We start from the raw sequence: 22310 nt of genomic DNA, 5'->3' as shown, positions 1-22310 counted from the left end.
GCATGGGTTTCTTGCGTTTGACCTGGGGCATGAGCGCCGCGGTCTGGTTCATCATGATTATTCTGTGCTGCGTCATGTGGGGTGTACCTGCGGTTGCGATTGCGATTGTGTTCGGCCTGCTACCCGATATCTCGCTCGTCGGGGCATTCGCTGAGAAGGGTCGCCTGAAGCCGAGTCGTGTGAAGTTCTATAACACGATGCATACGATGACGATCCCCGTGATCATGCTCATCGTGGGTGTCATCCTGTTCTTCCTCACTGGTGCGTTCCCCGGTGGCTTCTACGCGCTTGCCCTCGCGGGTCTTGCCTGGTTCGTGCACATCGCGATCGACCGCACCCTCGGTTTCGGGCCTCGCGCCGCCGATGGCACGATCGTGCAGATGGTGCTCGCTTAGAGCGACACGTCGAAGCCTCCCGTCACACCGTGGCGGGAGGCTTTTCTGCGACTAGGCTTGACGCATATATACCGCCCATAAATAAGTAGGCGGATCGGCTGATCGAGAACGAAGGGACGGCGGGTGCATCTCAAGAGTTTGACGTTGCGCGGCTTCAAGTCTTTCGCTCAGCCAACCACCTTCCAGTTTGAGCCTGGCGTGACTGCAATTGTCGGTCCGAACGGGTCTGGCAAGTCAAATGTTGTCGACGCGCTCGCCTGGGTCATGGGCGAGCAGGGCGCCAAGAACTTGCGCGGCGGCAAGATGGAAGACGTCATTTTTGCTGGCACGTCAACGCGCGGCCCGCTCGGCCGCGCGGAGGTTCGCCTCACGATCGATAACAGCGACGGTGCACTGCCAATTGAGTACTCGGAAGTCACGATCAGCCGTACGCTCTTCCGCAGCGGCGCAAGTGAATACGCCATCAACGGCGAGGGCTGCCGCCTGCTTGATGTACAGGAACTCCTGAGCGATTCCGGTCTCGGCCGTGAAATGCACGTCATCGTGGGGCAGGGGCAGCTCGATGCCGTGCTTCGTGCAACCCCTGAGGAGCGCCGAGGATTCATTGAGGAAGCCGCGGGCATTCTCAAGCATCGGCGCCGTAAGGAGCGCACCCTTCGCAAGCTTGACGGCATGGAGGCGAATCTCACCCGCCTGAACGACCTTGCGGGGGAGCTGCGTCGTCAGTTGAAGCCGCTCGGCCGCCAGGCTGAGGTGGCCCGCGCCGCACAGGGCATCGCTGCTGAAGTACGAGATGCCAAGGCGCGTCTGATCGCTGACGACGTCACGCGCCTCAAACGCGAACTCGAAGACCTCTCACGCAACGAAGCAGAGCGGCACCAAGAACAGGTCGTGTTGCAGGAGCAGTCTGAGCAGAAGCGACTCCGTATCACCCACCTCGAAACTGAACAGCAGGGTGATGCGCTCGACGAAGCGCGCCGCATTACGATGTCTCTCGAGACGGCACAGTCAAAGCTCCGCGGCCTGTACACCCAGGCGCAGCAGCGGTTGACTTTCCTCGCGACGCAGGCTGATCCAGACACGCCTGCGCATCGCATTACGAAGAGCACCGTGAGTGACGCTGAAACCGAGGCTGCCGAGCTTGACCAACTGGTTCCGCAGGCTGAAGAGGCCTGGGAACAAGCGCGCCTCCAGACGCGGACGGCGCAGGCCGAGCTTGGCGCCATCGACGAACAGGTCGCAGCACAGAGCGCGGCTGTGTCGGCATACGACCTGCAGGTATCGCAGTTGCGCGGATCGGTCTCAGCGGCAGAGCAGAAACGCGACGCCGTGACCGCCGAGATCGAACGCCGCAAAACCGCGCTCACTCAAGCTGACGAGCGCGTCGCGGCCGCCGAGCGGGAACTCAATGAATTCGAGGAGCGTGCTGCGGAGGCAGGCGCGGGTGATCTCGCTGACGACACTGGATCTGGCGCGGATCGCGACGCCATCTACCGCGCCGCCCAAGACGCGCAAGTTGCCGCCGAACAGGCCCGCGACGAAGCCCGCGATCGTCTCCACGAGCTTGAGCGTGAAGGCTCGGGCCTTGATGCCCGCATTTCCGCGCTTGCCCGCTCGCTCGAAGCTAAGGATGCCTCAGCTGCCATCCTCGCGGAGGCACCTTCCGGCGTACTCGGCCGCGTCGCTGACCACTTCCGTGTGAAAGAAGGAGCCTCCGCCGCGATCGGTGTTGCGCTTGGCTCGCTCGCAGACGCACTGCTCGCCGAGGATGAGGATTCGGCGGTAGCCGCGATCCGCCAAGCCCACGATGGCGAACTCGGCCGCTTGCGTGCCGTGGTCGCGGGTGCGTCGAGCGCCGCGATCGGTGCCGAAGCTCCCGAGATCGCGGGACTCACGCACGCGAGCGAGCTGATTCTTGCGGCGCCGGCTGGCGTTCGCGCGCTGTTGCAAACGACTTACATTGCGGGAGACCTGGCCGCGGCGCAGGCAGGTGCAGCGGAACTGCGCGCGCACCACGCGGCGACGGACTTCACGGTCGTGACCGAGCTCGGCGACGTTATCACTGCGCACACCCTCGCCGGCGGATCAGGGCAGGCCCCGTCGCGCATCGAGCTCACGGGTGAGCTTGAACAGGCCCGTACTCGTCGCGCAGAGGTGTCCGAGCTGCTCGCGGGTGTCGAAATTGAGCTTGGTGATCTTCGTGCGCTTGTATCGAAGTCGCAGACAGACGCAAAGCGGATCTTCGAGGAGATGCGTGAGGCTGACGCTCGTGCGGCCGCATTCCAGAACGACCGTAATCGGCTGGTCGCGCGTGCCGAGGCTGGTCGGGCCGAGGCTGAACGCGCGAAGGTTGCTTACGACGGCGTCGCGGGCAACGGCGAGGCTGCCGATACTGAGGTAGAGCGCACGGCGCAGCAGCTGGCAGTAGCGCTTGCTGATCCGCGCCCAGTCCTCGACGTCACTCAGCGCGAGGGCGCCCAGCGCGCACTCGACGAGCAGCGCCAGGTCGAGCTCGAAAAACGTCTTGCGCTTGAGACTGCCCGCGAGCGTGCCAGGGCTGCGCACGCGCAGGCGCAGTCGGTCGAACGGCAGTACGCGGCGGAGCGTATTGCGGCCGAAGAGGCTGCGCGCCGGGCGGTGCTGCGTGCGCGCCAGACGGCTCAGGCCGAGAGCGTCGCGGCACGCATTCCCATGATTCTTGAGGCGTGCGATCGTTCGCTCATCGAGGCACGCGTGGCTCAACAGGGCGCAGAACAGGTGCGTGCGCGCAATACGCAGGAGCTCACGCTGCTGCGGGCCGAAGAAGCGGATCTGCGTGCCAGGCTCCAAGAGGTCACGAATCTCGTGCACGGCTCTGAGATGAAGAGCCACGAGCGTCGCATTCAGTTCACATCGCTTGTCGAGCGCGCAGCGAATGAACTTGGCTTACGGGAAGAGGTGCTCCTCGCGGAGTACGGGCCGGCCGTGCTGATTCCCATCGCATCCGATGCCGACGGTGAGAGCACCGGTGACGCGGCGGGCGCGGATCGCGAAGCTCCGCGTGAACTCAGCCTTGAAGAGCAGCTGGCTGCCGAGCTGGGGGAGACGCCGGGCACTGACGTGGAAGAAGGGTCGCTCGCGGCGGCTCTTGCTGATGAGGCTCCCGCTGCTGAAGTGTCTGGGATCCCGTACACTCGTGCCGAGCAGGAGGCGCGTCTCGCGCGGGCTGAGCAGCGTCTCGCCGCGCTCGGCCGCATCAACCCGCTCGCGCTTGAGGAGTTTGCGGCACTTGAGCAGCGCCACAAATTCCTCGTCGAGCAGCTCGAAGATCTCACGCGTACGCGCGCCGACCTTCGCGACATCATTACCGAACTCGACGACAAGATGAAAGACATCTTCGCTGCGGCTTTTGCTGACACGAAGGCGGCCTTCAGCGAGGTGTTCCCGATCCTGTTCCCAGGTGGTGCAGGCGAGGTCATTCTCACGAATCCGGATGACATGCTCACGACGGGCATTGAGATTTCGGTTCGTCCCGCTGGTAAGAAAGTTGAGCGCCTGTCGCTGCTGTCGGGTGGCGAACGTTCGCTTGCTGCTGTCGCCTGGTTGATCGCTATCTTCCAGGCTCGACCGAGCCCGTTTTACATCATGGATGAGGTTGAGGCCGCCCTCGACGACGCAAATCTTGGCCGCTTGCTTGAGGTCTTCGAACGTTTGCGTGAGAACTCGCAGCTCATTGTCATCACGCATCAGAAACGCACGATGGAGATTGCTGACGCGCTCTACGGCGTCTCGATGCGCAAGGACGGTATCTCCGCGGTCGTCGGCCAGCGCCTCGCACGAGACGGGGAAGTGGCCGAAACCTCGGCTGAATAGCGGCCGAATCACGATCCGCGCCGCGCAGTCGGTAGTCTTGTCTGCATGGCAGAGAAATCCTGGTCGTTTTCAAAGGCGTTCCGCAACTTCTTCAGCGGACCCGAGCTCATCACTGATGAGACGTGGGACGATCTTGAGGTTGCTCTGATCACTGCCGATTTCGGGCCCGATATCGCGGAGTCGATCCTCAACGAGCTGCGCGAGCAGGTCGAGCGTCATCGGGTGACCGAGGTCAAGGAGATGCGCCGCATGCTCCAGGACGCGATCGAGGAGCGCCTCGCGGCCTTCGATCCCACACTGCGCCTGTCGGAACGCCCCGCGGTCATCCTCGTTGTTGGCGTCAACGGCGTCGGTAAGACCACGACCATTGGGAAGTTTGCGAACTACCTCCAGGCCTTCGATAAGAAGATCATCGTTGGCGCGGCCGACACCTTCCGTGCGGCGGCTGTTGAGCAGTTGGCCACGTGGGCGGATCGCGCGGGCGTCGCAATCGTCAAGCCCCAGCAGCAGGGTCAGGACCCGGCTTCGGTCGCGTTCCAGACCGTGCAGAGGGCAATCGACGAGTCGTACGACATCGCCATTATTGACACTGCCGGCCGTCTGCAGACCAAAGGTGGCCTGATGGACGAGCTGGGCAAGGTGCGTCGCGTCATCGAAAAGCTTGCGCCTGTCTCTGAGGTGCTCCTCGTGCTCGACGCAACCACGGGTCAGAACGGTCTTGCGCAGGCGGAGGCCTTCATTGAGCACGCTGGTGTGACCGGTCTCGTGCTGACCAAGCTTGACGGTTCAGCGAAGGGCGGCTTCGTGCTTTCCGTGCAGGAAAACACGAAGCTTCCCATCAAGCTCGTGGGTCAGGGTGAGGGCATTGGCGACCTGACGGGCTTCACCCCGCACGTGTTCGCTGCACAGCTCATCGGCTGACTCCCGAGTTTCCGCGTGAGTCGCGCCACAGAATAAGGGTAGAATTTAGCCACTATGGCTACTTTTGGAAACCTGTCGGCGCGGCTGACTGACTCGCTCAAGAATCTCCGCTCTAAGGGCAAGCTCTCGGCGTCTGACGTTGATGGGACAGTCCGCGAGATTCGCCGTGCGCTGCTCGAGGCTGACGTCTCGCTCGACGTCGTCAAGGAATTTACCGGCAAGGTGCGCGAGCGCGCCCTTGGCGATGACGTGAACAACGCACTGAACCCTGCCCAGCAGGTCGTCAAGATCGTGAACGAGGAGCTCGTTGAGATCCTCGGTGGCGAGCAGCGCCGTCTCGAGTTCGCGAAGAACCCGCCGACTGTCATTATGCTCGCTGGCCTGCAGGGTGCGGGTAAGACGACCCTCGCTGGCAAGCTGGCGAAGTGGCTCAAGGGTCAGGGGCACACCCCGCTGCTCGTCGCGTGTGACCTTCAGCGTCCGAACGCAGTGACCCAGCTCAGCGTTGTTGCCGAGCAGGCTGGCGCAGCGATCTTCGCTCCCGAGCCCGGCAACGGTGTCGGCGACCCTGTAAAGGTCGCGAAGGCCGGTATCGCTGAGGCAAAGAGCAAGCAGCACGACTTCGTGATCGTCGATACCGCTGGCCGTCTGGGCGTTGACGCTGAGCTCATGCAGCAGGCAGCCGACATCCGCAAGGCAATCGATCCCGACGAGGTGCTCTTCGTTATCGATGCGATGATTGGTCAGGACGCGGTTGCAACGGCGAAGGCGTTCCAGGAAGGCGTCGACTTCACCGGCGTTGTCCTCACCAAGCTTGACGGTGACGCGCGCGGTGGTGCTGCGCTTTCGATCCGCTCGGCTACCGGCCGTCCGATCATGTTCGCATCGACCGGTGAGGGCCTCGGCGACTTCGAGCCGTTCCACCCGGACCGTATGGCGAGCCGAATTCTTGACCTCGGCGATATTCTCACGCTGATCGAGCAGGCGCAGAACGCTTTCGATGAGGACGAGGCACGCAAGGTCGCCGAGAAGATCGCGAAGGACGCGTTCACGCTCGACGACTTCCTTGGCCAGATGCAGCAGTTGCGTAAGGCCGGCTCCATCAAGAAGATGATGGGCATGCTCCCGGGCATGGGCAAGATGAAGGACCAGCTCGATAACTTCGACGAGCGTGAAATCGTTCGCACCGAGGCCATCATCCAGTCGATGACCAAGGAAGAGCGCACCAACCCCAAGATTCTGAACGGCTCGCGTCGTCTCCGTATCGCGAAGGGCTCGGGAATGACCGTGACCGACGTGAACTCGCTCGTGCAGCGCTTCGAGCAGGCCGCAAAGATGATGAAGACGGTTGCGCGCGGTGGCGTTCCCCAGATTCCAGGCATGGGTCCCATGCCTGGAATGAGTCACGGCGGCAAGAAGAAGCAGCAGGCCAAGGGTAAGGGTAAGAAGCAGTCGGGCAACCCGGCAAAGCGCGCTCAGGAGCAGGCGGGCATCGCCGCGAAGGCAGAGTCTGCTGCGGCTGGCTCGGGCTTCGGCCTGGGGCGCGGTGCGGGTGCTGCACCCTCCGAAGAAGACATGGCAAAGCTGCAGCAGATGCTCGGTGGGAAGCTCTAAAGCTCTAGGCGGCAGCTAAAACCCCTGGTCGCAGCAAAAATTGCATTTCACACCTCTTTTGTGGAAGAATTGTTGAGTTCGCGGTTACCGCGTATTCAGGCTTCCGCACTGGCTTTCGGTGCGGCACACTTCACTTTTTTAGGAGTCACTCATGGCAGTAAAGATTCGCCTCAAGCGCTTCGGTAAGATCCGCGCACCCTTCTACCGCGTTGTCGTTGCAGACTCGCGCACCAAGCGTGACGGTCGCGTCATCGAGGAGATCGGCAAGTACGATCCCACTCAGAACCCTTCGCTGATCGACATCTCGTCGGACCGCGCACAGTACTGGCTTTCGGTTGGCGCTCAGCCCACCGAGCAGGTTGCAGCACTCCTCAAGCTGACCGGCGACTGGGGCAAGTTCTCGGGCGAGGGCAACACCGAGTCGAAGGTGCTCGCACCCGAGGCAAAGGTTGCTTTCGAGGCTGATTCGGCAAAGAAGAGCGTTGTTCGCCCCAAGGCAGCAAAGCCTGCTGAGGCTCCCGCAGCTGAAGAGGCTGCAGCTGAGACCACCGAGGCCTAAGTCCTTTGGCTCAGATGGCACTTGCTGAGGCGCTCGAGCACCTCGTTAGCGGGATCGTAGATCACCCTGACGATGTTCGCGTGGACGCACAGAGCTCCGGCCGCGGCGAGGTTCTTGAGGTGCGCGTGCACCCCGAAGATCTCGGTCGCGTGATCGGGCGCAGTGGACGTACCGCACAGGCGCTTCGCACCGTGATTTCCGCTCTCGCCTCTGGCGAGCGTATTCGCGTTGACGTCATCGATACCGACGGCGATCGGAGTGCTCGCTAATGGCAGACGCTCCACGTCGCGCGCAGGCTCCCCGTCCCGATTGTGGGGCGGGGAGCCTGCGCGTCGGTAGGCTCACGAAGCCCCACGGTCTGAAGGGCGGCGTTAAGCTCGAGCTCTTCACGGATAATCCCGAACTCCGGTTCGTTCCTGGTGCGGTGTTCCACCTCCAGGTGCCGACCGAGTCTGAGTGGTTTGGCAAGACAATTGAGCTGCGCGAACTGCGTTGGTTCAACGACTCGCCCGTTGGCTTCTTCCACGAGGTTCCTGACCGCAATGCGTCAGAATCAATTGTTCGTGCGATCCTGTGGATCGACGAAGAAACCGTCAACGCCAGTGCTGAAGATGATGCCTGGTACGACCACGAGCTCAATGGGCTCGAGGTTATTCGGGAGACCGAAGACGGCGACGTAGTCGTCGGCAAGGTGACCGAAGTGCAGCATTTCCCTGCGCAGGACCTGCTCACAGTGAAGACCGAGAACGGCCCAGTGCTGGTTCCCTTCGTGGAAGCAATCGTTCCCCGGGTAGACATTGCAGGTGGCAAGATCTTCATCACCCCGCCCGCGGGTCTTTTCGAAGACTCGGAATCTGACACTGCGGAGGCAGATCACTCTTGAGAATCGACGTCGTCTCGATCTTCCCCGGCTACTTTGATGCGCTCGAGCTCTCGCTCATGGGCAAGGCTCAGAGCAAGGGGCTCATTGACCTGAACGTGCACGATCTCCGCGACCATGCGCACGATAAGCACCGCACGGTAGACGACACTCCCACCGGCGGCGGCGCTGGAATGGTGATGAAACCCGAGCCCTGGGGGGCGGCACTCGATGGCATCATCGAGGACGCTCACGATTCGGCTCCACTCATCATCTTCCCGTCGCCTGCCGGTGATGTCTTCACCCAGCGCATGGCACGTGAGCTCGCTCACGAAGAGCACCTGGTGTTCGCCTGCGGTCGCTACGAGGGTATCGACCATCGCGTGTTCGACGAGTATGAGTCCCGCGCGCGGATCCGCCTGGTCAGCATTGGCGACTACATCTTGAATGGCGGCGAAGTCGCCTCGATCGCGATGATTGAGGCTATTGGTCGTCTTGTTCCTGGTGTCGTCGGTAACCCAGAAAGCCTCGTCGAGGAATCGCACGAGGAAGACGGTTTGCTCGAGTACCCGAGCTACACCAAGCCGGCGAGCTGGCGTGACCGCTCGGTCCCCGATGTTCTCCTCAGTGGCAATCACGCGGCAATCGCCAAGTGGCGCCAGGAGCAGCGAGTCGAGCGCACCCGTCAGGTGCGACCCGACCTGCTTCCGCCAGGTGAACGTGCTGGCCGCAAAGGTCGGTACGCAGCCGAGTAAGCTTAAACGCCCCGTGATGTCTATCACGGGGCGTTTATCGTCTACGGCTGAAACCCCATGGCGTTCTAGCTGTACGGAAGTTCGTGCTGACTTTACAGGTCGAGTCCGCCGGTGATGCGGCCGCGCACGCGGCCGAGATCCGCCATCAAGGAACCAATCAAAATCCAGTGGTCTGGGTTTGCGCGCGGAATGATATAGGGCGCGGTGAGCGCAGGAACTTCGTCCTCCTGCACCCATTCGGCGTCGCTCGCGGCGAGCAGTAACAGGTCGTGTGCGGCGCGGCGAATCTCGTCAGCCATGCCAGGAACCGAAGGGTCGTTGACGATGTCGGCATCGTACAGATCGAAGGTGGTGCGCGACATACCGATGATCTGCGTGACGATGGGCTGAAGTTGCTGGAAGAGTTCGTCGTCCTCGCGAAGGGCGGAGCGGTAGCGACCGCTGCGCGGGTTGAGCCGCAAGCTCTCGCGCGCCTGACGTAGCAGGGTGTGTACGCGTGCGCGATCGGCGTTGAGCGACCGGGCCTGGTTGTACATGTCTTGCAGCCAGGCTTCGTCACGAGGCTGTTCGAGCGCCTCTGCCAATCGGATGAGCGCATCCGCAGCCTGGTGCGTCAGATCAGTGATCGCGAGCCGCAGTGGGGGAGTGCGCACGGGCGCCACAATCAGGGCGTTGAACAACACGCCGATGGTCGCTCCGATGGCCGTCTCTAAAAGTCGCTCGACACCGTAGTCCATGGAGAGTCCGCCAAGGGCGATCATCAGCAGCGCACTGATCGCGATCTGGTTTGCTGACGACTGTGACATGCGCAGCAGCCAACCGAGCAGCATCGCGACGATGATAGCGGCAATGAAGAGCCAAGGGTGAGGTCCAAAGATTGCGGCGGCGCCAAGCGCAACGGAAATGCCAACGACTACACCGACGACGCGTTCGATGCCACGGGTGAGTGACTGGTCGACGTTCTCCTGCATTACCAGCAGCGCCGCAATGGCGCCAAAGATCGGCAGGTGTGAATCAAGAAGTGCCGTGCACACCAGCCAGGTGGTGATCGCGGCGGCAGCGGCTTTCAGGGGCTGCAGGATTGATTGCCGCTGTGAAACGGTGAATCGTCCGGTGAGGCGCTTCGGCGCACCTCTCCAGTCCATGCGGCCCTGATCGATGGTCATAGCAGTCCGATGTTCTTGAGTTCTTCTCGTAGCGTTGCCCCATCGGGTCCGTAGACCCAGGGCACGCCACTAGTGTTTCGATGCAGACGAGCCTTCGACCGGCCACCGGCAAGCACTGCCTCACCCACCGAGAGCTGGCGGATCGCTACCGCGGCCACACTCTCGGGGTGTTCGGTTGCGAACTCGTGGTAGTGCGTCTCGTCATGTTGGCCGTCATCTCCGATGAGCAACCACTTGACGCCGGGGAACTCCTTTGTGATGCGACGGAGTTCGCGACGCTTGTGTTCTTTACCGCTGCGGAACCAGCGGTCATGCGTGGGGCCCCAGTCGGTCAGCAGCAGTGGACCCATGGGGTACAGGTTGCGTTCGAGAAAACGGCTGAGCGCAGGCGCTGCGTTCCAGGCGCCGGTCGATAGATAGATGACCGGCGCGCCCGGGTGCGCTGCGGTGAAGTGGTCGAGCATGACCGGCATGCCTGGAATGGCGGTGCGCGCGTGCTCATCGAGGACGAAACTGTTCCAGGCTGCTACAAGCGGCTTCGGAAGTGTCGTCATCAGAATGGTGTCATCAACGTCAGAGATCACACCGAGTGTGGCGTTCGGGTCAAGAATGTTGACCGGGGCATGTGCTGCCTCCGCCGCATCTGTCTGCAAGGTGACGGTGTGCCAGCCAGGGGTCAGGCTGACAGGAACGATTGAGTCAATGACACCACCGCGATCTGCGAAGACCTCACCGACTGGTTCACCGTCGATGAGAACCTGAACACGCTGAAACGGGACCGCGAGGCTAGTGAACGTTCGCCAGCCTCGGACGCGTGAGATTGCCGCAACATCAGGCCGAAAGCGAGTGTGTTCGCGAGTGTCTGGCTTCAAATACAGCACCCGACCTAGGACGCGCACCCACTCGGTTGAGCCGTAGCCGATGTAAGGGATCACGGACGGAGTTTTGCCGCGCGAAACCGCACGCTTCTCTCGGAAGCCGTGAATGCGATCTTCGAGGCGCGCTGCGAAGCGCGGTCGATCATCGGGCTGCTGTAGGGAAGTCACCAGCCCAGTTTATGCCGTCGACCCGTACGGTGAATGGAAGGCCGTGCGCGAGGCGGAATGTTCGCGTCGAGCTGAGTTGGTACAACAAGGCACTTTTTGCTTCGGGTCGAGGAAACATTGTTTTGACGTGAAGCTATGAATGGTTTGACGTCAAACTAGAAAAGTTTTGACGTCAAGAATTATTCGCAGGAACCTCATAGATATGCGTAAAATCACAGGTGACGGCCATTTTGGTCTTCACCGAATTTAGGCAATATGCCTGAATCGGAAACTTCACTACGGGAATTCGATTCGCTGGCGCGGAGCAAGATTCCACGTTCAGGAGTCAACAATGCAATATATGACCGAGGCGCTCGATCCGCTCTTGCTTGCCCGTTGGCAGTTCGGGTTGACCACGCTGTACCACTTCATCTTTGTGCCGCTGACGCTCGGCATGAGCTTGCTGGTTGCGTTGCTGCAGACCGCATGGGTTCGCACGGACAACGTTAAGTACCTGCGACTCACCAAGCTCTTTGGCAAGATTTTGCTCATCAACTTCACGATGGGTGTCGTCACCGGTATCGTCCAGGAGTTCCAGTTCGGCATGAACTGGTCAAACTACTCACGCTTTGTCGGCGACGTCTTCGGTGCACCGCTCGCACTCGAGGGCCTCATCGCCTTCTTCTTCGAAGCGACGTTCATTGGTATCTGGATCTTTGGCTGGAACAAGCTGCCGCGCGGCCTCCACCTCATGAGTATCTGGTTCGTCTGGATCGGCTCGACAATCTCGGCGTACTTCATCCTCGTGGCCAACGCGTTCATGCAGAACCCGGTTGGCTTTGAGATTAACGAAGAGCGTGGCCGTGCCGAGCTCACCAACATTGCTGAGGTATTCACGAACCCGGTTGCTGTGTGGCAGTTCCCGCACACGATTTTTGCTTCGATCATGTTTGCTGCGGTCGTCATCGTTGCGATCGCCGCATGGCACCTCAAGCGCAATCAGTTCGTTGATGAGATGCACACGGCACTTCGATTTGGTGCATGGACGAACATCATTGCATTCGCTGGCACCGGCTTCACGGGTCACCATCTCTCGATGACGATGACCGAGACCCAGCCGATGAAGATGGCAGCTGCCGAGGCGATTTATAACACCGCTTCTGGCAAGGACGCTTCGTTCTCTCTCTTCAGCCTCGGCACCCCGGACGGTCTGCACGAGATCTTCTCGATCCGCATCCCGTACCTCCTGTCGTACCTGTCAACCGGTGGCTTCGATGGCACCGTCGAAGGCATTAATGACCTGCAGGCACAGTACAGTGCAGACTTCTGTGGCGCGGATTCACTGATGACCTGCCCGTCTGACGGTAGCTTTACCCCGATCATCTGGGTGACCTACTGGTCGTTCCGCTGGATGATTGGTCTTGGCGGTCTTGCAGTAGTGATCTCTGCGGTTGGCCTCTGGGTGACCCGCAAGAAGACAGAGCTCCCCACCTGGGTGTGGCGAGTTGCGATCTGGACCGCTCCGCTTCCGATGCTCGGTTCGCTTGTCGGCTGGGTCTTCACCGAGATGGGTCGTCAGCCCTGGATCGTGTTCGGTCTCATGACGACTGAGCAGGCAGTTTCCCCGGGCGTCCCCGGTTGGGCAGTGCTCATTTCACTCATTGTGTTCACGGTCGTGTACGGCGCGCTTGCCGTGGTCGAGTTCGGTCTCATTCGCAAGGCAGCGGTTGCTGGCTTGCCTGAAATCGAGTTCGAAGACGGCGACGACACCAAGCAGCCGGATCAGCACAAGCTGACGACGGTCTATTAAAGAAGGAGGGACGATCATCATGGAATTGACGACTATTTGGTTCCTCATCGTCGGAGTGCTGCTTATCGGCTACTTCGTTCTCGATGGATTCGACTTTGGCGTTGGCATGTCGATGCCCTTCATCAGCAAGGACGACACCGACCGCCGAGTCATGATTAACACGATTGGCCCGGTCTGGGATCTCAATGAGACCTGGCTCATCGTGGCTGGTGCCTGCCTCTTCGCGGCGTTCCCTGAGTGGTACGCGACGATGTTCTCTGGCTTCTACCTTGCACTGCTGCTCATTCTCGTTGCGCTGATTCTGCGCGGTGTCTCGTTCGAGTACCGCCATCAGGGCAAGGGAAAGCAGTGGACGAACTGGTTCGACCAGTTCATCATGTGGGGCTCGTTCCTGCCACCGCTCCTCTGGGGCACCGCGTTCGCGAACCTCGTGCAGGGTCTCCCCATCACCAAGATGGACAACGGTGGCTGGCTCTACGAGGGCACGCTGCTCACGCTCCTCAACCCGTATGGTCTGCTCGGTGGCGTTGTCGTGATGCTGCTCTGCTTCACTCACGGCGCAGTGTTCATCGCACTGAAGACTACCGGTGAGCTTCGTGATCGCGCTCGTGCGCTCGCTACTCGCGTTGGTCTCGTTACGATCGTGGCGGCTGCTGGATTCCTCATCTGGACCATCGTGATGAACCTTGACAGCCCGCACCTTGGCCTCATCGTTGCGTGCGCTGCAATTGCTGCTGTCGCGCTCATCGCCGGCTGGTTCGCGAACCTCGCCGGTCGCGAGGGCTGGGCATTCGTCGGCAACACCGTCACAATCGCGTTCGCGCTGCTGACGATCTTTGCCGCGCTGTTCCCGAACCTCATGGTCTCGAGCATCGACCCCGCGTTCTCGATGACGATCGAGGGAGCGGCAAGCTCGGCGAAGACCCTTGAGTTCATGACCTGGGTTGCAGTGATTACCCTCCCGCTGGTGCTCGCGTACCAGGCGTGGACCTACTGGGTATTCCGCAAGCGCGTCAGTCGGGACATGATTCCCGCCGCTGCACACTAGTCTGAGTGCAATACAAGGGCCAGGTTCGGGAAGACCCGGGCCTGGCCCTTGGCGCATTCGGATCCGCTTCACCTCAAGGAGTTCACCGCTGTGAAACCGCTTGACCCGCGCATGCTGCGCACCGCGAGTTCTGCCCGTTCCGTGTTTGGCTGGGGTGCGCTTATCGGCCTGATCCGCACCCTTGCGATTATCGCTTGGAGCTGGTTCCTTGCACAGTCGATTGCGGCGGCGGCATTCCCAGTGCTGCGTTTCGCGAAGGGCTCGGATCTCAGCCTCACCCCGCAGGGGACAGCCCCGGTTGAGCAGCTTCCGTTCCTCCTCGGGTGCGCGCTGGTTGCGCTGTTGCTGCGCGCGGGGTCGAGTTGGGCCATGGATGCGCTCGCTGCGCGCGGTTCAGTGCGTGTGAAGGCGGAGCTGCGATCCGCCGCGCTTGACGCGATCGATGCGCGCTCTCCACAGGCGACTGCTGGCGTTCCCGACTCGCGGCTTGCGACCACACTCGGCCGCGGCCTCGATGCCCTCGATGGGTACTTCGTCGGGTACGTTCCGCAGCTGATACTCGCGGTCGTGGCCACACCTGTGATGATCGCGTGCGTATTGCTGGCGGATCCGCTGAGCGGCATCATCGTCGTCATCGTGTTCCCAGTGATTCCCGTGTTCATGGTGCTCATCGGCCTCGCAACGAAGGCCGTGCAGGATCGCCAGTGGAGCCGTCTCCAGCACCTTTCGGCATCGTTCCTCGACGTGGTGACTGGCCTTGCGACCCTCAAGATTTTCCGCCGCGAGGAGCGCCAGGCCGCTCGCATTGCGCGCGAGACAGATGAATACCGTGAGAGCACCATGAAGGTGCTGCGCGTGACATTCTTGTCAGGCTTCGTGCTCGACCTCGCAGGCACGTTCTCGATCGCGCTCGTTGCGGTCACGGTCGGCACACGATTGGTCGTGGGCGACTTCCCGCTCGCCATGGGCCTCTTCGTGCTGTTGCTGCTGCCCGAGGTGTTTATTCCTATTCGCCAGGTTGGCGCGGCATTCCACGCTTCGGCAGAGGGCCTCACCGCGGTCGGAGACGTGTTCGACCTCATCGACGGCAAGGAGCTCGGCGCTGACGCCGGCGCTGCGGCTGACGTCGATGGTGCTCCTGACGCCAAGTCTGCCGCCACGACCGGTGAAGTTGCCCTCACTGACGGTCTTGTTGGTCTTGATGACGTCCCGCTCGTGCGCGGATCGCGGCAGCTCGCGCCACCGCTCAAGCTTTCGGCCGCGCCAGGTGAGGTCGTGGCCCTCGCCGGCCCCTCTGGCGTTGGCAAGTCAACCGCCGTTGCATTGCTCATGGGCACGCTCGAGCCCACCGAGGGCACGGTCTACCGCCCGAAACAGCTCTCGTGGGTGGGGCAGCGACCCGGACTCATCCAAGGTACTGTCGGTGCAAACCTTGCACTCGGCGGCGCCCCCGACGCTGCGCTCGCGCGCCGCGCGCTCAATACGGTGGGCCTTGACGGTCTCGATCTCGAGTACGAACTCGGTTCGCTCGGCAGTGGTTTGTCCGGTGGCCAGTCGCAGCGCGTGAGTGTTGCGCGAGCCCTTTTCCGCACCTGGCAGCTCGATGCGCCAGCGGTCGTGCTCGATGAGCCCACCTCGGCACTTGATGCTGATTCGGAGCGGTTGGTGATCCGGGCTATGCGTGACGAGGCCGATGCCGGTCGCGCGGTGCTGGTTGTGAGCCATAGACCGGCGGTGCTGAGTGCCGCTGACAGAGTTGAACGAATCGAAGCAGCAGAGGTGCAGGCATGAGTGCAACAGTGACGGCTCGCGAGACGGTCATCGCGCGTGCGGTGCCGACGACGAAGCGCCGAGTGCCTGGCATCTTGCTGGGTGTGCTCTCTGACGGCAGCGCCGTTGGACTGCTCGCCCTGAGCATGTGGCTCATTGTGCGCGCGGGGGAGCAGCCGCCCGTGTTGCACCTCACCTTTGCGATCGTGGGCGTGCGAGCGTTGGCGGTTGGCCGTGCGGCGTTCAGATACGTGGAGCGACTGTCGAGTCATGACTCGGCGCTCAAGCAGCTCGCGCACCTTCGTACTGAGACCTTTGAGCGGTTGATCCCGCGGGTGCCAGGTGCGCTCGAGACGTCGAAGCGCGGCGAGGTGCTGTCGGCATTCGTTGACGACGTTGATCAGCTGCAGGACGAGGCGCTGCGCGTTCGCCAGCCCAAGATTGTGAGCGGCATCGTTATCGGCCTGACGGTGCTGGTCGTGGCGATCGCATCGATTCCCGCGGCGCTCGTGCTGCTCGTCGTACTCATACTTTCAGGCTTCGTTGCGGCATGGCTCGCACGTCGCCTCGCTGGCGAGAGCGACCGAGAGCTCGCTGCTGCGCGATCCGGCCTCATGGACGCGCTTCTCGAGCGATTCGCTTCGGCAGAGGTGCTTGCTGCGTTCGATGCACTGCCAGCTCAGCGCGCGCGCATCGCTGCGGCCGAAGCGCGCCTCGCAGTCGTGCAGGAGCGTCGTGCGCGATCTGCCGGACTGACCGGTGCGATCGTTGCACTCGGCGCTGGCATCGCCACGCTCGGAATCTTCCTCATCGCGCTGCCCGCGGCAGGCGAGTCGATCTCTGCACCGGTCTTTGCTGCAATTGTCGTGGTCCCGGCCGCGGTCTTCGAGGTGTACGCCCAGTTGCTCGCGACCTTCACCGCCCGCCGCGCCGTTGAGGCAAGTGCTGATCGCATCGCCGAACTCACCGAGCAGCCGTTGCCTGCCGAGATCCCGGTCGATCCCGCGTTGCCCGCCAAGCTGCCAGCGGCTGTCCCTGCAGGCACCCCGCTGCTTTCGACGCAGCATCTTTCGGTTCGCCATGCGGGCGCGGATCATGATGCCGTCACCGGCATCAGCTTCGAACTCGCTGCTGGCGAGCTGCTCGTGATTACTGGCCCGTCGGGCTCAGGCAAGTCGACGCTCGCCCTCGCGCTCACCCGCCTGCTGGAGTACCGCGGAGAGTATCGCGTTGCCGGAATCGAGGCGAACACCCTCGCCGGTGCTGAGCTGCGTTCGTTCGTTGGCCTGTGCGAGCAGAGCCCGCACCTGTTCGACTCAGACATTCGCCAGAACCTGAAGTTCGCGCACGAAACCGCGAGCGACGACGAGCTGCTTGCGGTTATCGAGCGTGTAGGACTCGGCCCGTGGCTTGCAGAACGTGGCGGTCTTGATGCCCGTGTCGGCGAACACGGTGCGCTCGTATCTGGTGGTCAGGCGCAGCGCATTGCGCTCGCGCGCGCCATTCTTGCGGATTTCCCGGTTGTCATTCTCGATGAACCGACCGCGGGCGTTGATCGTGAGCGTGCAGACGTGCTCATGCGCGATCTGCTCGGAGCGATTCCCGATGATCGCGCGGTCGTGCTCATCACGCACACCGACCTGCCGGAGGATGTCACCGGCGCGCGACTCGAGCTGTAGCCGAGCCAGAGGTTGGCGGCCCGTTTAAACCGGCTGCCAGCTCTGGTCGAGCGCCTTGCGGAACCTCGCAAGGCGCTCTTCGTCTACCGGCTGCGTTGGCGTGCCGTCGATGCTCGTCACCACGCGAATACCGTGCAGCGCGTTCACTGCCCAGACCTCGAACAGGTTGATCGCGCTGCCAAGCACTGCAATTTCGGAGGCTGCCTGACTCGAGTCGTCTTCCTCGGCGATGACCCGTACCAGGATCTCCGTGACCGAGACGATCCGCCCCTCTGGCCGGCGTTCACCGGCGCCCGGTAGGTAATGGCCACCACCCGTGCTGGGGTTCCACAGCACCAAGCTCGTTGTCGCGCCTTCGATGGCGAACCCATCCTCATCGACGAACAGCGCCTCGGCCCCCAGCTCACGGTTCAGCGCGGCGTAGAACGGAATGTTCGGCCCCTTGCGCCACGGCGTGATGCGCTCACCCAGGCGAGCGGTCGTTACGAGCTCGATCATCTCACCAAGCTCGGGCAGGGGGCGGATCGCGCAGGACAGCTCGAAGTCGTCCTCTTCGGTGCGCCACAGCTCAAAGCGGGGGAAGCCGTCGCCACCCGCGGCGATATCTTCTCCTGCCGCCTCAAAGAAGTCGGTGAGCCAGCCCGCGAGATCATCGAACGGGATCTCACCCGCCACAGCTTCCTCGACGGAGTCAATAAAGCGAGAGACATGCATCTCCATGCCGCGCGCCTCGGTTTCTCCTGTGAAGGAGTTCGTACGGGTGCGGAAAGAGTCGGCGACAAGTAGCTCACGTTCCATGCCGTGAGCGTAGCAGGGCGGCGGATCCCGACGCCCGTTACGCAAGAGCCCGCACGGCGGCGCTACCCTTATGGGGTGATGTTGACCGAGCTGCCGTACGCCGTCGACGCCTCGACCGCTGCGGCCGTGCTGGCTGCCTCGGGGGAGGCGTGGTGCTGGTTTGACGGCGAGGCGCCCGCTCCAGGAGAGCCGGCCGTGAGCCTGCTGGGGGTTGCCACGGAGATTCGTGTGCCACGGCCGGGTGCTGAGCGAGAGTTCCTTGCGGAGCTACGTGCGGATTCCGTTGCCGGTGCCAACTGGGCGCTCGCGCTCTCGTATGAGTTCGGTGTTGGGCTGCTCGGTGTGTCTGCGGCTGCTGAGGCTGCGGCGGCACCCGAAGCTTTGGCCGATGCGAGCTTCGCGATCCGCCTTGATGTCGTGCTCGCGATTGACCACTCGACCGGACAGGCGACCCTGCGCGGATCCGCCCCCGCCCGCACCGCTTGGCTCGAACGCTTCGAAGCTCCGCTCCGCGCGGCGGCAGCGGATGCCACGCTCGTGACCACGCACGCCCGCACGCCGCGCAACCTCGACCTCACCTGGCGCCGCACGGACGCCCAATACGAGGCCGAGGTCGAAGCCTGCCGTGCTGCGATCGCCGAGGGTGACGCCTACGTACTGTGCCTCACCGACACGGCTGAGGCGGTCGTGACTGAGCGGGTTGATCCGCTCGCCCTGTTCTTGCACCTGCGCGCCACAGGCCCCGCCGTGCGCGGTGGTGTGATTGCCGCGGGCGACCGGGCACTCGTGAGCATGAGTCCGGAGCGCTTTCTCAGCGTGCACGACGGCACCGTTCGCACGCACCCGATCAAGGGCACGCGCAAACGTGGCGCGACCGAGGTTGCGGATCGCGAGCTCGCTACCGAGCTGCGCGCTGACTCGAAGGAACGGGCCGAAAACCTCATGATCGTCGACCTCATGCGCAACGACCTCAGTCGGGTATGCGCCGTGGGATCGGTGAGTGTCGAGCGCTTCCTTGAAGTAGAAAGCCATCCGCACGTTCACCAGCTTGTGAGTACGGTCGCGGGCAACCTGGCCCACGGGAACGATGTGTGGGATGCTCTCGCCGCATGTTTCCCAGGCGGATCCATGACTGGCGCCCCCAAGCGACGCGCCGTCGAGATCCTTGGCGTGCTTGAACCGGGCCCGCGCGGGCTCTACTCGGGGTGCTTCGGCTGGGTCGACGCGAACGGCGACGCAGAGATCGCAATGACCATTCGCAGCGTGGAAATCCACGCGCGCGAGGGAGCCGGCGGGGCGTTCGAAACGGCCGTCCGTATCGGCGCCGGGGGAGGAATCACCGCTGACTCCGACCCCGCAATGGAGGCCGCAGAGAAGCATCTGAAGGCAACTCCGCTTCTTGCCGCGCTGTAAGCGGTATTCTTGAAAGATATGCACGTCCGCCGGGGCGTGTGACGCAGTTGAAAACGAGGTATGTGTGACCGAGCAGCAGGGGCGTGACGCCGAAGGCTACGACTTCCGCAAGATCCAAGAACGCTGGCTTCCCGTCTGGGACAAGATGAAGCCGTTCGAGGTCGGCAACGAAGATTCGGGCAAGCCGAAGAAGTACGTGCTCGATATGTTCCCGTACCCGTCGGGCGACCTCCACATGGGTCACGCTGAGGCATTCTGCTTCGGTGACATCATGGCTCGCTTCTGGCGCGGTCGCGGCTACGACGTGCTGCACCCGATCGGCTGGGACTCGTTCGGTCTCCCCGCTGAGAACGCGGCAATCAAGCGTGGCGTTGATCCCCGTGAGTGGACCTACGCAAACATTCAGCAGCAGAAGGACTCGTTCCGCAAGTACGCTCCGTCGTTCGACTGGAGCCGCGTGCTGCACACGAGCGACCCCGAGTACTACAAGTGGAACCAGTGGCTGTTCCTCAAGATGTACGAAAAGGGCCTCGCGTACCGCAAGGCGAGCTGGGTCAACTGGGACCCCGTAGATCAGACCGTTCTCGCGAACGAGCAGGTCCTCGCTGACGGCACCTCGGAGCGCTCAGGCGCAATGGTCGTCAAGAAGAAGCTGACCCAGTGGTACTTCCGCATCACTGATTACGCGGATCGCCTGCTCGACGACCTCGACACCCTTGAGGGCCAGTGGCCCACCAAGGTGCTCAACATGCAGCGCAACTGGATCGGTCGCTCGCGCGGCGCAGAGGTCGAGTTCGAGATCGAGGGTCGCGACGAGAAGGTTCCCGTCTTCACGACCCGTCCCGATACCCTGCACGGCGCAACCTTCATGGTGGTCGCTCCCGATGCTGACCTCGCTGCAGAGCTCGCAGCTGGCGCATCGCCCGAGGTTCGCATGCAGTTCCAGGCATACCTGGAGCAGACGCAGAAGCAGACCGAGATCGAGCGTCAGAACGCGGATCGCGAGAAGACCGGCGTCTTCCTCGATCACTTCGCTGTGAACCCCGTGAACGGTGAGCGCATCCCCGTCTGGGCATCTGACTACGTGCTTGCTGACTACGGTCACGGTGCGATCATGGCCGTGCCCGCGCACGACCAGCGCGACCTCGACTTCGCACTCAAGTTCGACCTCCCCGTTCGCGTGGTCGTCGACGTTCGTGACGAAGACGGTGCCGAGCTTCCCAATCCCGCTGAGAGCGGCAAGGCGACCGCGGGCGAAGGCCTGCTCGTTAACTCGGGTGAGCTCGACGGCCTGCCCAAGGCTGAGGCAATTGCGAAGGCAATCGAGGTGCTCGAGGCACGCGGCACCGGCCGTGCGACCACGACCTACCGCCTGCGCGACTGGCTCATCTCGCGTCAGCGTTACTGGGGCACCCCGATCCCCATCCTGCACGGTACCGGCGAGCACGAGGGCGAAATGAAGCCCGTCTCGCAGGAATCGCTGCCCGTTGAGCTGCCCGCATCTGAGGGCCTCGACCTCAAGCCCAAGGGTTCGTCGCCGCTCGGCGCCGCAACCGAGTGGGCAACCGTCACCGACGAAGACGGCGAATGGCTGCGCGACCCTGACACGATGGACACCTTCGTGGACAGCTCGTGGTACTTCCTCCGCTTCCTCTCTTCGAACGACGACACCCAGGCGTTCGATCCCGAGGCTGCGAAGAAGTGGGGCCCCGTCGACCAGTACGCTGGCGGCGTTGAGCACGCAATTCTGCACCTGCTCTACTCGCGCTTCATCACCAAGGTGCTGCACGACCTCGGCTACCTCGACTTCGAAGAGCCCTTCACCTCGCTCCTCAACCAGGGCATGGTGCTGCTTGACGGCGCGAAGATGTCGAAGTCGAAGGGCAACCTCGTCGAGTTCGCTTCGGAGCTGTCGGAGCACGGCGCTGACGCGCTGCGCGTGACGCTCGCATTTGCTGGCCCGCCCGAGGACGACATCGACTGGGCTGATGTTTCGGTGCAGGGTTCGGCAAAGTTCCTCGCGCGTGCGTGGCGTATCGCCGACGATGTTGAGCAGAACGGCGCCCCCGCTGGCGTTGACTTCGCTGGCAGCGACAAGGCACTCCGCAAGCACACCCACCAGCTCCTCGCAGATGCACCGACCCTCATTGAGCAGTACAAGTTCAACGTTGTCGTCGCACGTCTTATGGATCAGGTGAACTTCACCCGCAAGGCAATCGACTCGGGCTGTGGCATCGCAGACCCCGCTGTTCGTGAGTCGGCAGAGGCGATCGCACAGATCCTCTCGCTCTTCGCGCCGTTCGCGGCAGAAGATATGTGGGCAAAGCTCGGCCACGAGGCGACCGTTTCGCTCGCAGTGTGGCCCGCTTCTGACCCGTCGCTCATCGTCGAAGACGAAGTCACCATGGTCGTGCAGGTCAATGGTAAGGTGCGCGCGCGTTTGACGCTGCCAGCATCGGTTACCGAAGACGAGGCACGCGAGGCTGCACTCGCAGACGAAGGCGTGAAGCGCGCTATCGGCGATCAGGAGATCGTGAACCTCATCGTTCGCGTTCCCAAGATCGTGAGCATCGCGGTGAAGCCCGCGAAGTAGTCGGTTCCGGTTTGCATCACGAAGGCCGCGCAGTTCTTAGGAGCTGCGTGGCC

17 protein-coding genes are annotated in these 22310 nt (G+C 62.6%); 14 read left to right on the top strand and 3 right to left on the bottom strand.

Annotated features, from left to right (window positions below; translation table 11 throughout):
• The first annotated feature begins 2 nt into the window (after positions 1-2).
• The 8 genes from ICL81_RS05865 (at position 3) to trmD (ending at position 8955) form a co-directional block, all read left to right on the top strand.
• Positions 3-395 (top strand): DUF4260 family protein, encoded by a 393-nt coding sequence (locus ICL81_RS05865; RefSeq protein ID WP_251381833.1) that lies wholly within the window; start codon positions 3-5, stop codon positions 393-395.
• 123 nt (positions 396-518) lie between these two features.
• Complete coding sequence (gene smc, locus ICL81_RS05860) at positions 519-4247, top strand: chromosome segregation protein SMC (protein ID WP_188033991.1); 3729 nt, start codon at positions 519-521, stop codon at positions 4245-4247.
• A 45-nt stretch (positions 4248-4292) separates the two neighbouring features.
• Entirely contained in the window at positions 4293-5168 is an 876-nt protein-coding gene (ftsY, locus tag ICL81_RS05855; protein ID WP_188033990.1) for a signal recognition particle-docking protein FtsY, read from the top strand.
• A 54-nt stretch (positions 5169-5222) separates the two neighbouring features.
• Positions 5223-6782 (top strand): signal recognition particle protein, encoded by a 1560-nt coding sequence (gene ffh, locus ICL81_RS05850; RefSeq protein WP_188033989.1) that lies wholly within the window; start codon positions 5223-5225, stop codon positions 6780-6782.
• A 151-nt stretch (positions 6783-6933) separates the two neighbouring features.
• Positions 6934-7341 (top strand): 30S ribosomal protein S16, encoded by a 408-nt coding sequence (gene rpsP, locus ICL81_RS05845; protein WP_188033988.1) that lies wholly within the window; start codon positions 6934-6936, stop codon positions 7339-7341.
• A gap of 14 nt (positions 7342-7355) precedes the next feature.
• Positions 7356-7610, top strand: coding sequence for an RNA-binding protein (locus tag ICL81_RS05840; protein WP_188024259.1), 255 nt, complete (start codon positions 7356-7358; stop codon positions 7608-7610).
• Complete coding sequence (rimM, locus tag ICL81_RS05835) at positions 7610-8224, top strand: ribosome maturation factor RimM (protein ID WP_188033987.1); 615 nt, start codon at positions 7610-7612, stop codon at positions 8222-8224. The genes ICL81_RS05840 and rimM overlap by 1 nt, the downstream gene beginning before the upstream one ends.
• Positions 8221-8955 carry a tRNA (guanosine(37)-N1)-methyltransferase TrmD gene (gene trmD, locus ICL81_RS05830; RefSeq protein WP_188033986.1) on the top strand — a complete coding sequence of 245 codons (735 nt, stop codon included), beginning with the start codon at positions 8221-8223 and terminating at the stop codon, positions 8953-8955. Before rimM ends, trmD begins: the two co-directional genes overlap by 4 nt.
• A gap of 92 nt (positions 8956-9047) precedes the next feature.
• Here the strand turns inward: trmD and ICL81_RS05825 are convergent, their stop codons facing one another.
• Both ICL81_RS05825 and ICL81_RS05820 read right to left on the bottom strand, forming a co-directional pair.
• Positions 9048-10121 (bottom strand): aromatic acid exporter family protein, encoded by a 1074-nt coding sequence (locus ICL81_RS05825; RefSeq protein WP_251381831.1) that lies wholly within the window; start codon positions 10119-10121, stop codon positions 9048-9050.
• Positions 10118-11167 carry a phosphatase domain-containing protein gene (locus ICL81_RS05820; protein ID WP_353055433.1) on the bottom strand — a complete coding sequence of 350 codons (1050 nt, stop codon included), beginning with the start codon at positions 11165-11167 and terminating at the stop codon, positions 10118-10120. Before ICL81_RS05820 ends, ICL81_RS05825 begins: the two co-directional genes overlap by 4 nt.
• Positions 11168-11507: 340 nt before the next feature.
• On the opposite strand from ICL81_RS05820, the gene ICL81_RS05815 reads away from it, so the two are divergent.
• The 4 genes from ICL81_RS05815 to cydC all read left to right on the top strand — a co-directional run bounded on the left by ICL81_RS05815 (position 11508) and on the right by cydC (position 17453).
• On the top strand, positions 11508-12956 hold the full coding sequence (locus tag ICL81_RS05815) for a cytochrome ubiquinol oxidase subunit I (protein WP_188034152.1): 1449 nt from the start codon (positions 11508-11510) through the stop codon (positions 12954-12956).
• A gap of 19 nt (positions 12957-12975) precedes the next feature.
• Positions 12976-14004, top strand: a complete 1029-nt coding sequence (cydB, locus tag ICL81_RS05810; RefSeq protein WP_188033985.1) for a cytochrome d ubiquinol oxidase subunit II — start codon at positions 12976-12978, stop codon at positions 14002-14004.
• Positions 14005-14094: 90 nt separating this feature from the next.
• The gene (gene cydD / locus ICL81_RS05805; RefSeq protein ID WP_188033984.1) at positions 14095-15795 is read left to right on the top strand and encodes a thiol reductant ABC exporter subunit CydD; all 1701 of its coding nucleotides are present in this window, start codon (positions 14095-14097) and stop codon (positions 15793-15795) included.
• Positions 15792-17453, top strand: a complete 1662-nt coding sequence (gene cydC, locus ICL81_RS05800) for a thiol reductant ABC exporter subunit CydC (RefSeq protein ID WP_188033983.1) — start codon at positions 15792-15794, stop codon at positions 17451-17453. Before cydD ends, cydC begins: the two co-directional genes overlap by 4 nt.
• A gap of 24 nt (positions 17454-17477) precedes the next feature.
• Here the strand turns inward: cydC and ICL81_RS05795 are convergent, their stop codons facing one another.
• On the bottom strand, positions 17478-18251 hold the full coding sequence (locus ICL81_RS05795; RefSeq protein ID WP_188033982.1) for a hypothetical protein: 774 nt from the start codon (positions 18249-18251) through the stop codon (positions 17478-17480).
• Between the two features lie 78 nt (positions 18252-18329).
• On the opposite strand from ICL81_RS05795, the gene ICL81_RS05790 reads away from it, so the two are divergent.
• Together ICL81_RS05790 and leuS are read left to right on the top strand one after the other, a co-directional pair.
• Positions 18330-19664 (top strand): anthranilate synthase component I family protein, encoded by a 1335-nt coding sequence (locus tag ICL81_RS05790; RefSeq protein ID WP_188034151.1) that lies wholly within the window; start codon positions 18330-18332, stop codon positions 19662-19664.
• A gap of 64 nt (positions 19665-19728) precedes the next feature.
• Positions 19729-22257, top strand: a complete 2529-nt coding sequence (gene leuS, locus ICL81_RS05785; protein WP_188033981.1) for a leucine--tRNA ligase — start codon at positions 19729-19731, stop codon at positions 22255-22257.
• Positions 22258-22310: the final 53 nt, after the last annotated feature.

The organism is Leucobacter sp. cx-328, from assembly GCF_014530035.1.
GTDB lineage: Bacteria > Actinomycetota > Actinomycetes > Actinomycetales > Microbacteriaceae > Leucobacter.
Note: the sequence above shows the minus strand (reverse complement) of the source record. Positions and strands in the feature narration are given on the sequence as shown.

Bases quoted from the DNA above. Each gene is read 5' to 3' on its own strand.
- ffh (WP_188033989.1), top strand. From the start codon at position 5,223: ATGGCTACTTTTGGAAACCTGTCGGCGCGGCTGACTGACTCGCTCAAG.
- cydB (WP_188033985.1), top strand. From the start codon at position 12,976: ATGGAATTGACGACTATTTGGTTCCTCATCGTCGGAGTGCTGCTTATC.
- ICL81_RS05865 (WP_251381833.1), top strand. From the start codon at position 3: ATGGGTTTCTTGCGTTTGACCTGGGGCATGAGCGCCGCGGTCTGGTTC.
- ICL81_RS05795 (WP_188033982.1), bottom strand. From the start codon at position 18,251: ATGGAACGTGAGCTACTTGTCGCCGACTCTTTCCGCACCCGTACGAAC.
- ICL81_RS05790 (WP_188034151.1), top strand. From the start codon at position 18,330: ATGTTGACCGAGCTGCCGTACGCCGTCGACGCCTCGACCGCTGCGGCC.
- cydC (WP_188033983.1), top strand. From the start codon at position 15,792: ATGAGTGCAACAGTGACGGCTCGCGAGACGGTCATCGCGCGTGCGGTG.
- ICL81_RS05815 (WP_188034152.1), top strand. From the start codon at position 11,508: ATGACCGAGGCGCTCGATCCGCTCTTGCTTGCCCGTTGGCAGTTCGGG.
- rimM (WP_188033987.1), top strand. From the start codon at position 7,610: ATGGCAGACGCTCCACGTCGCGCGCAGGCTCCCCGTCCCGATTGTGGG.
- ftsY (WP_188033990.1), top strand. From the start codon at position 4,293: ATGGCAGAGAAATCCTGGTCGTTTTCAAAGGCGTTCCGCAACTTCTTC.
- rpsP (WP_188033988.1), top strand. From the start codon at position 6,934: ATGGCAGTAAAGATTCGCCTCAAGCGCTTCGGTAAGATCCGCGCACCC.
- ICL81_RS05825 (WP_251381831.1), bottom strand. From the start codon at position 10,121: ATGACCATCGATCAGGGCCGCATGGACTGGAGAGGTGCGCCGAAGCGC.
- ICL81_RS05840 (WP_188024259.1), top strand. From the start codon at position 7,356: ATGGCACTTGCTGAGGCGCTCGAGCACCTCGTTAGCGGGATCGTAGAT.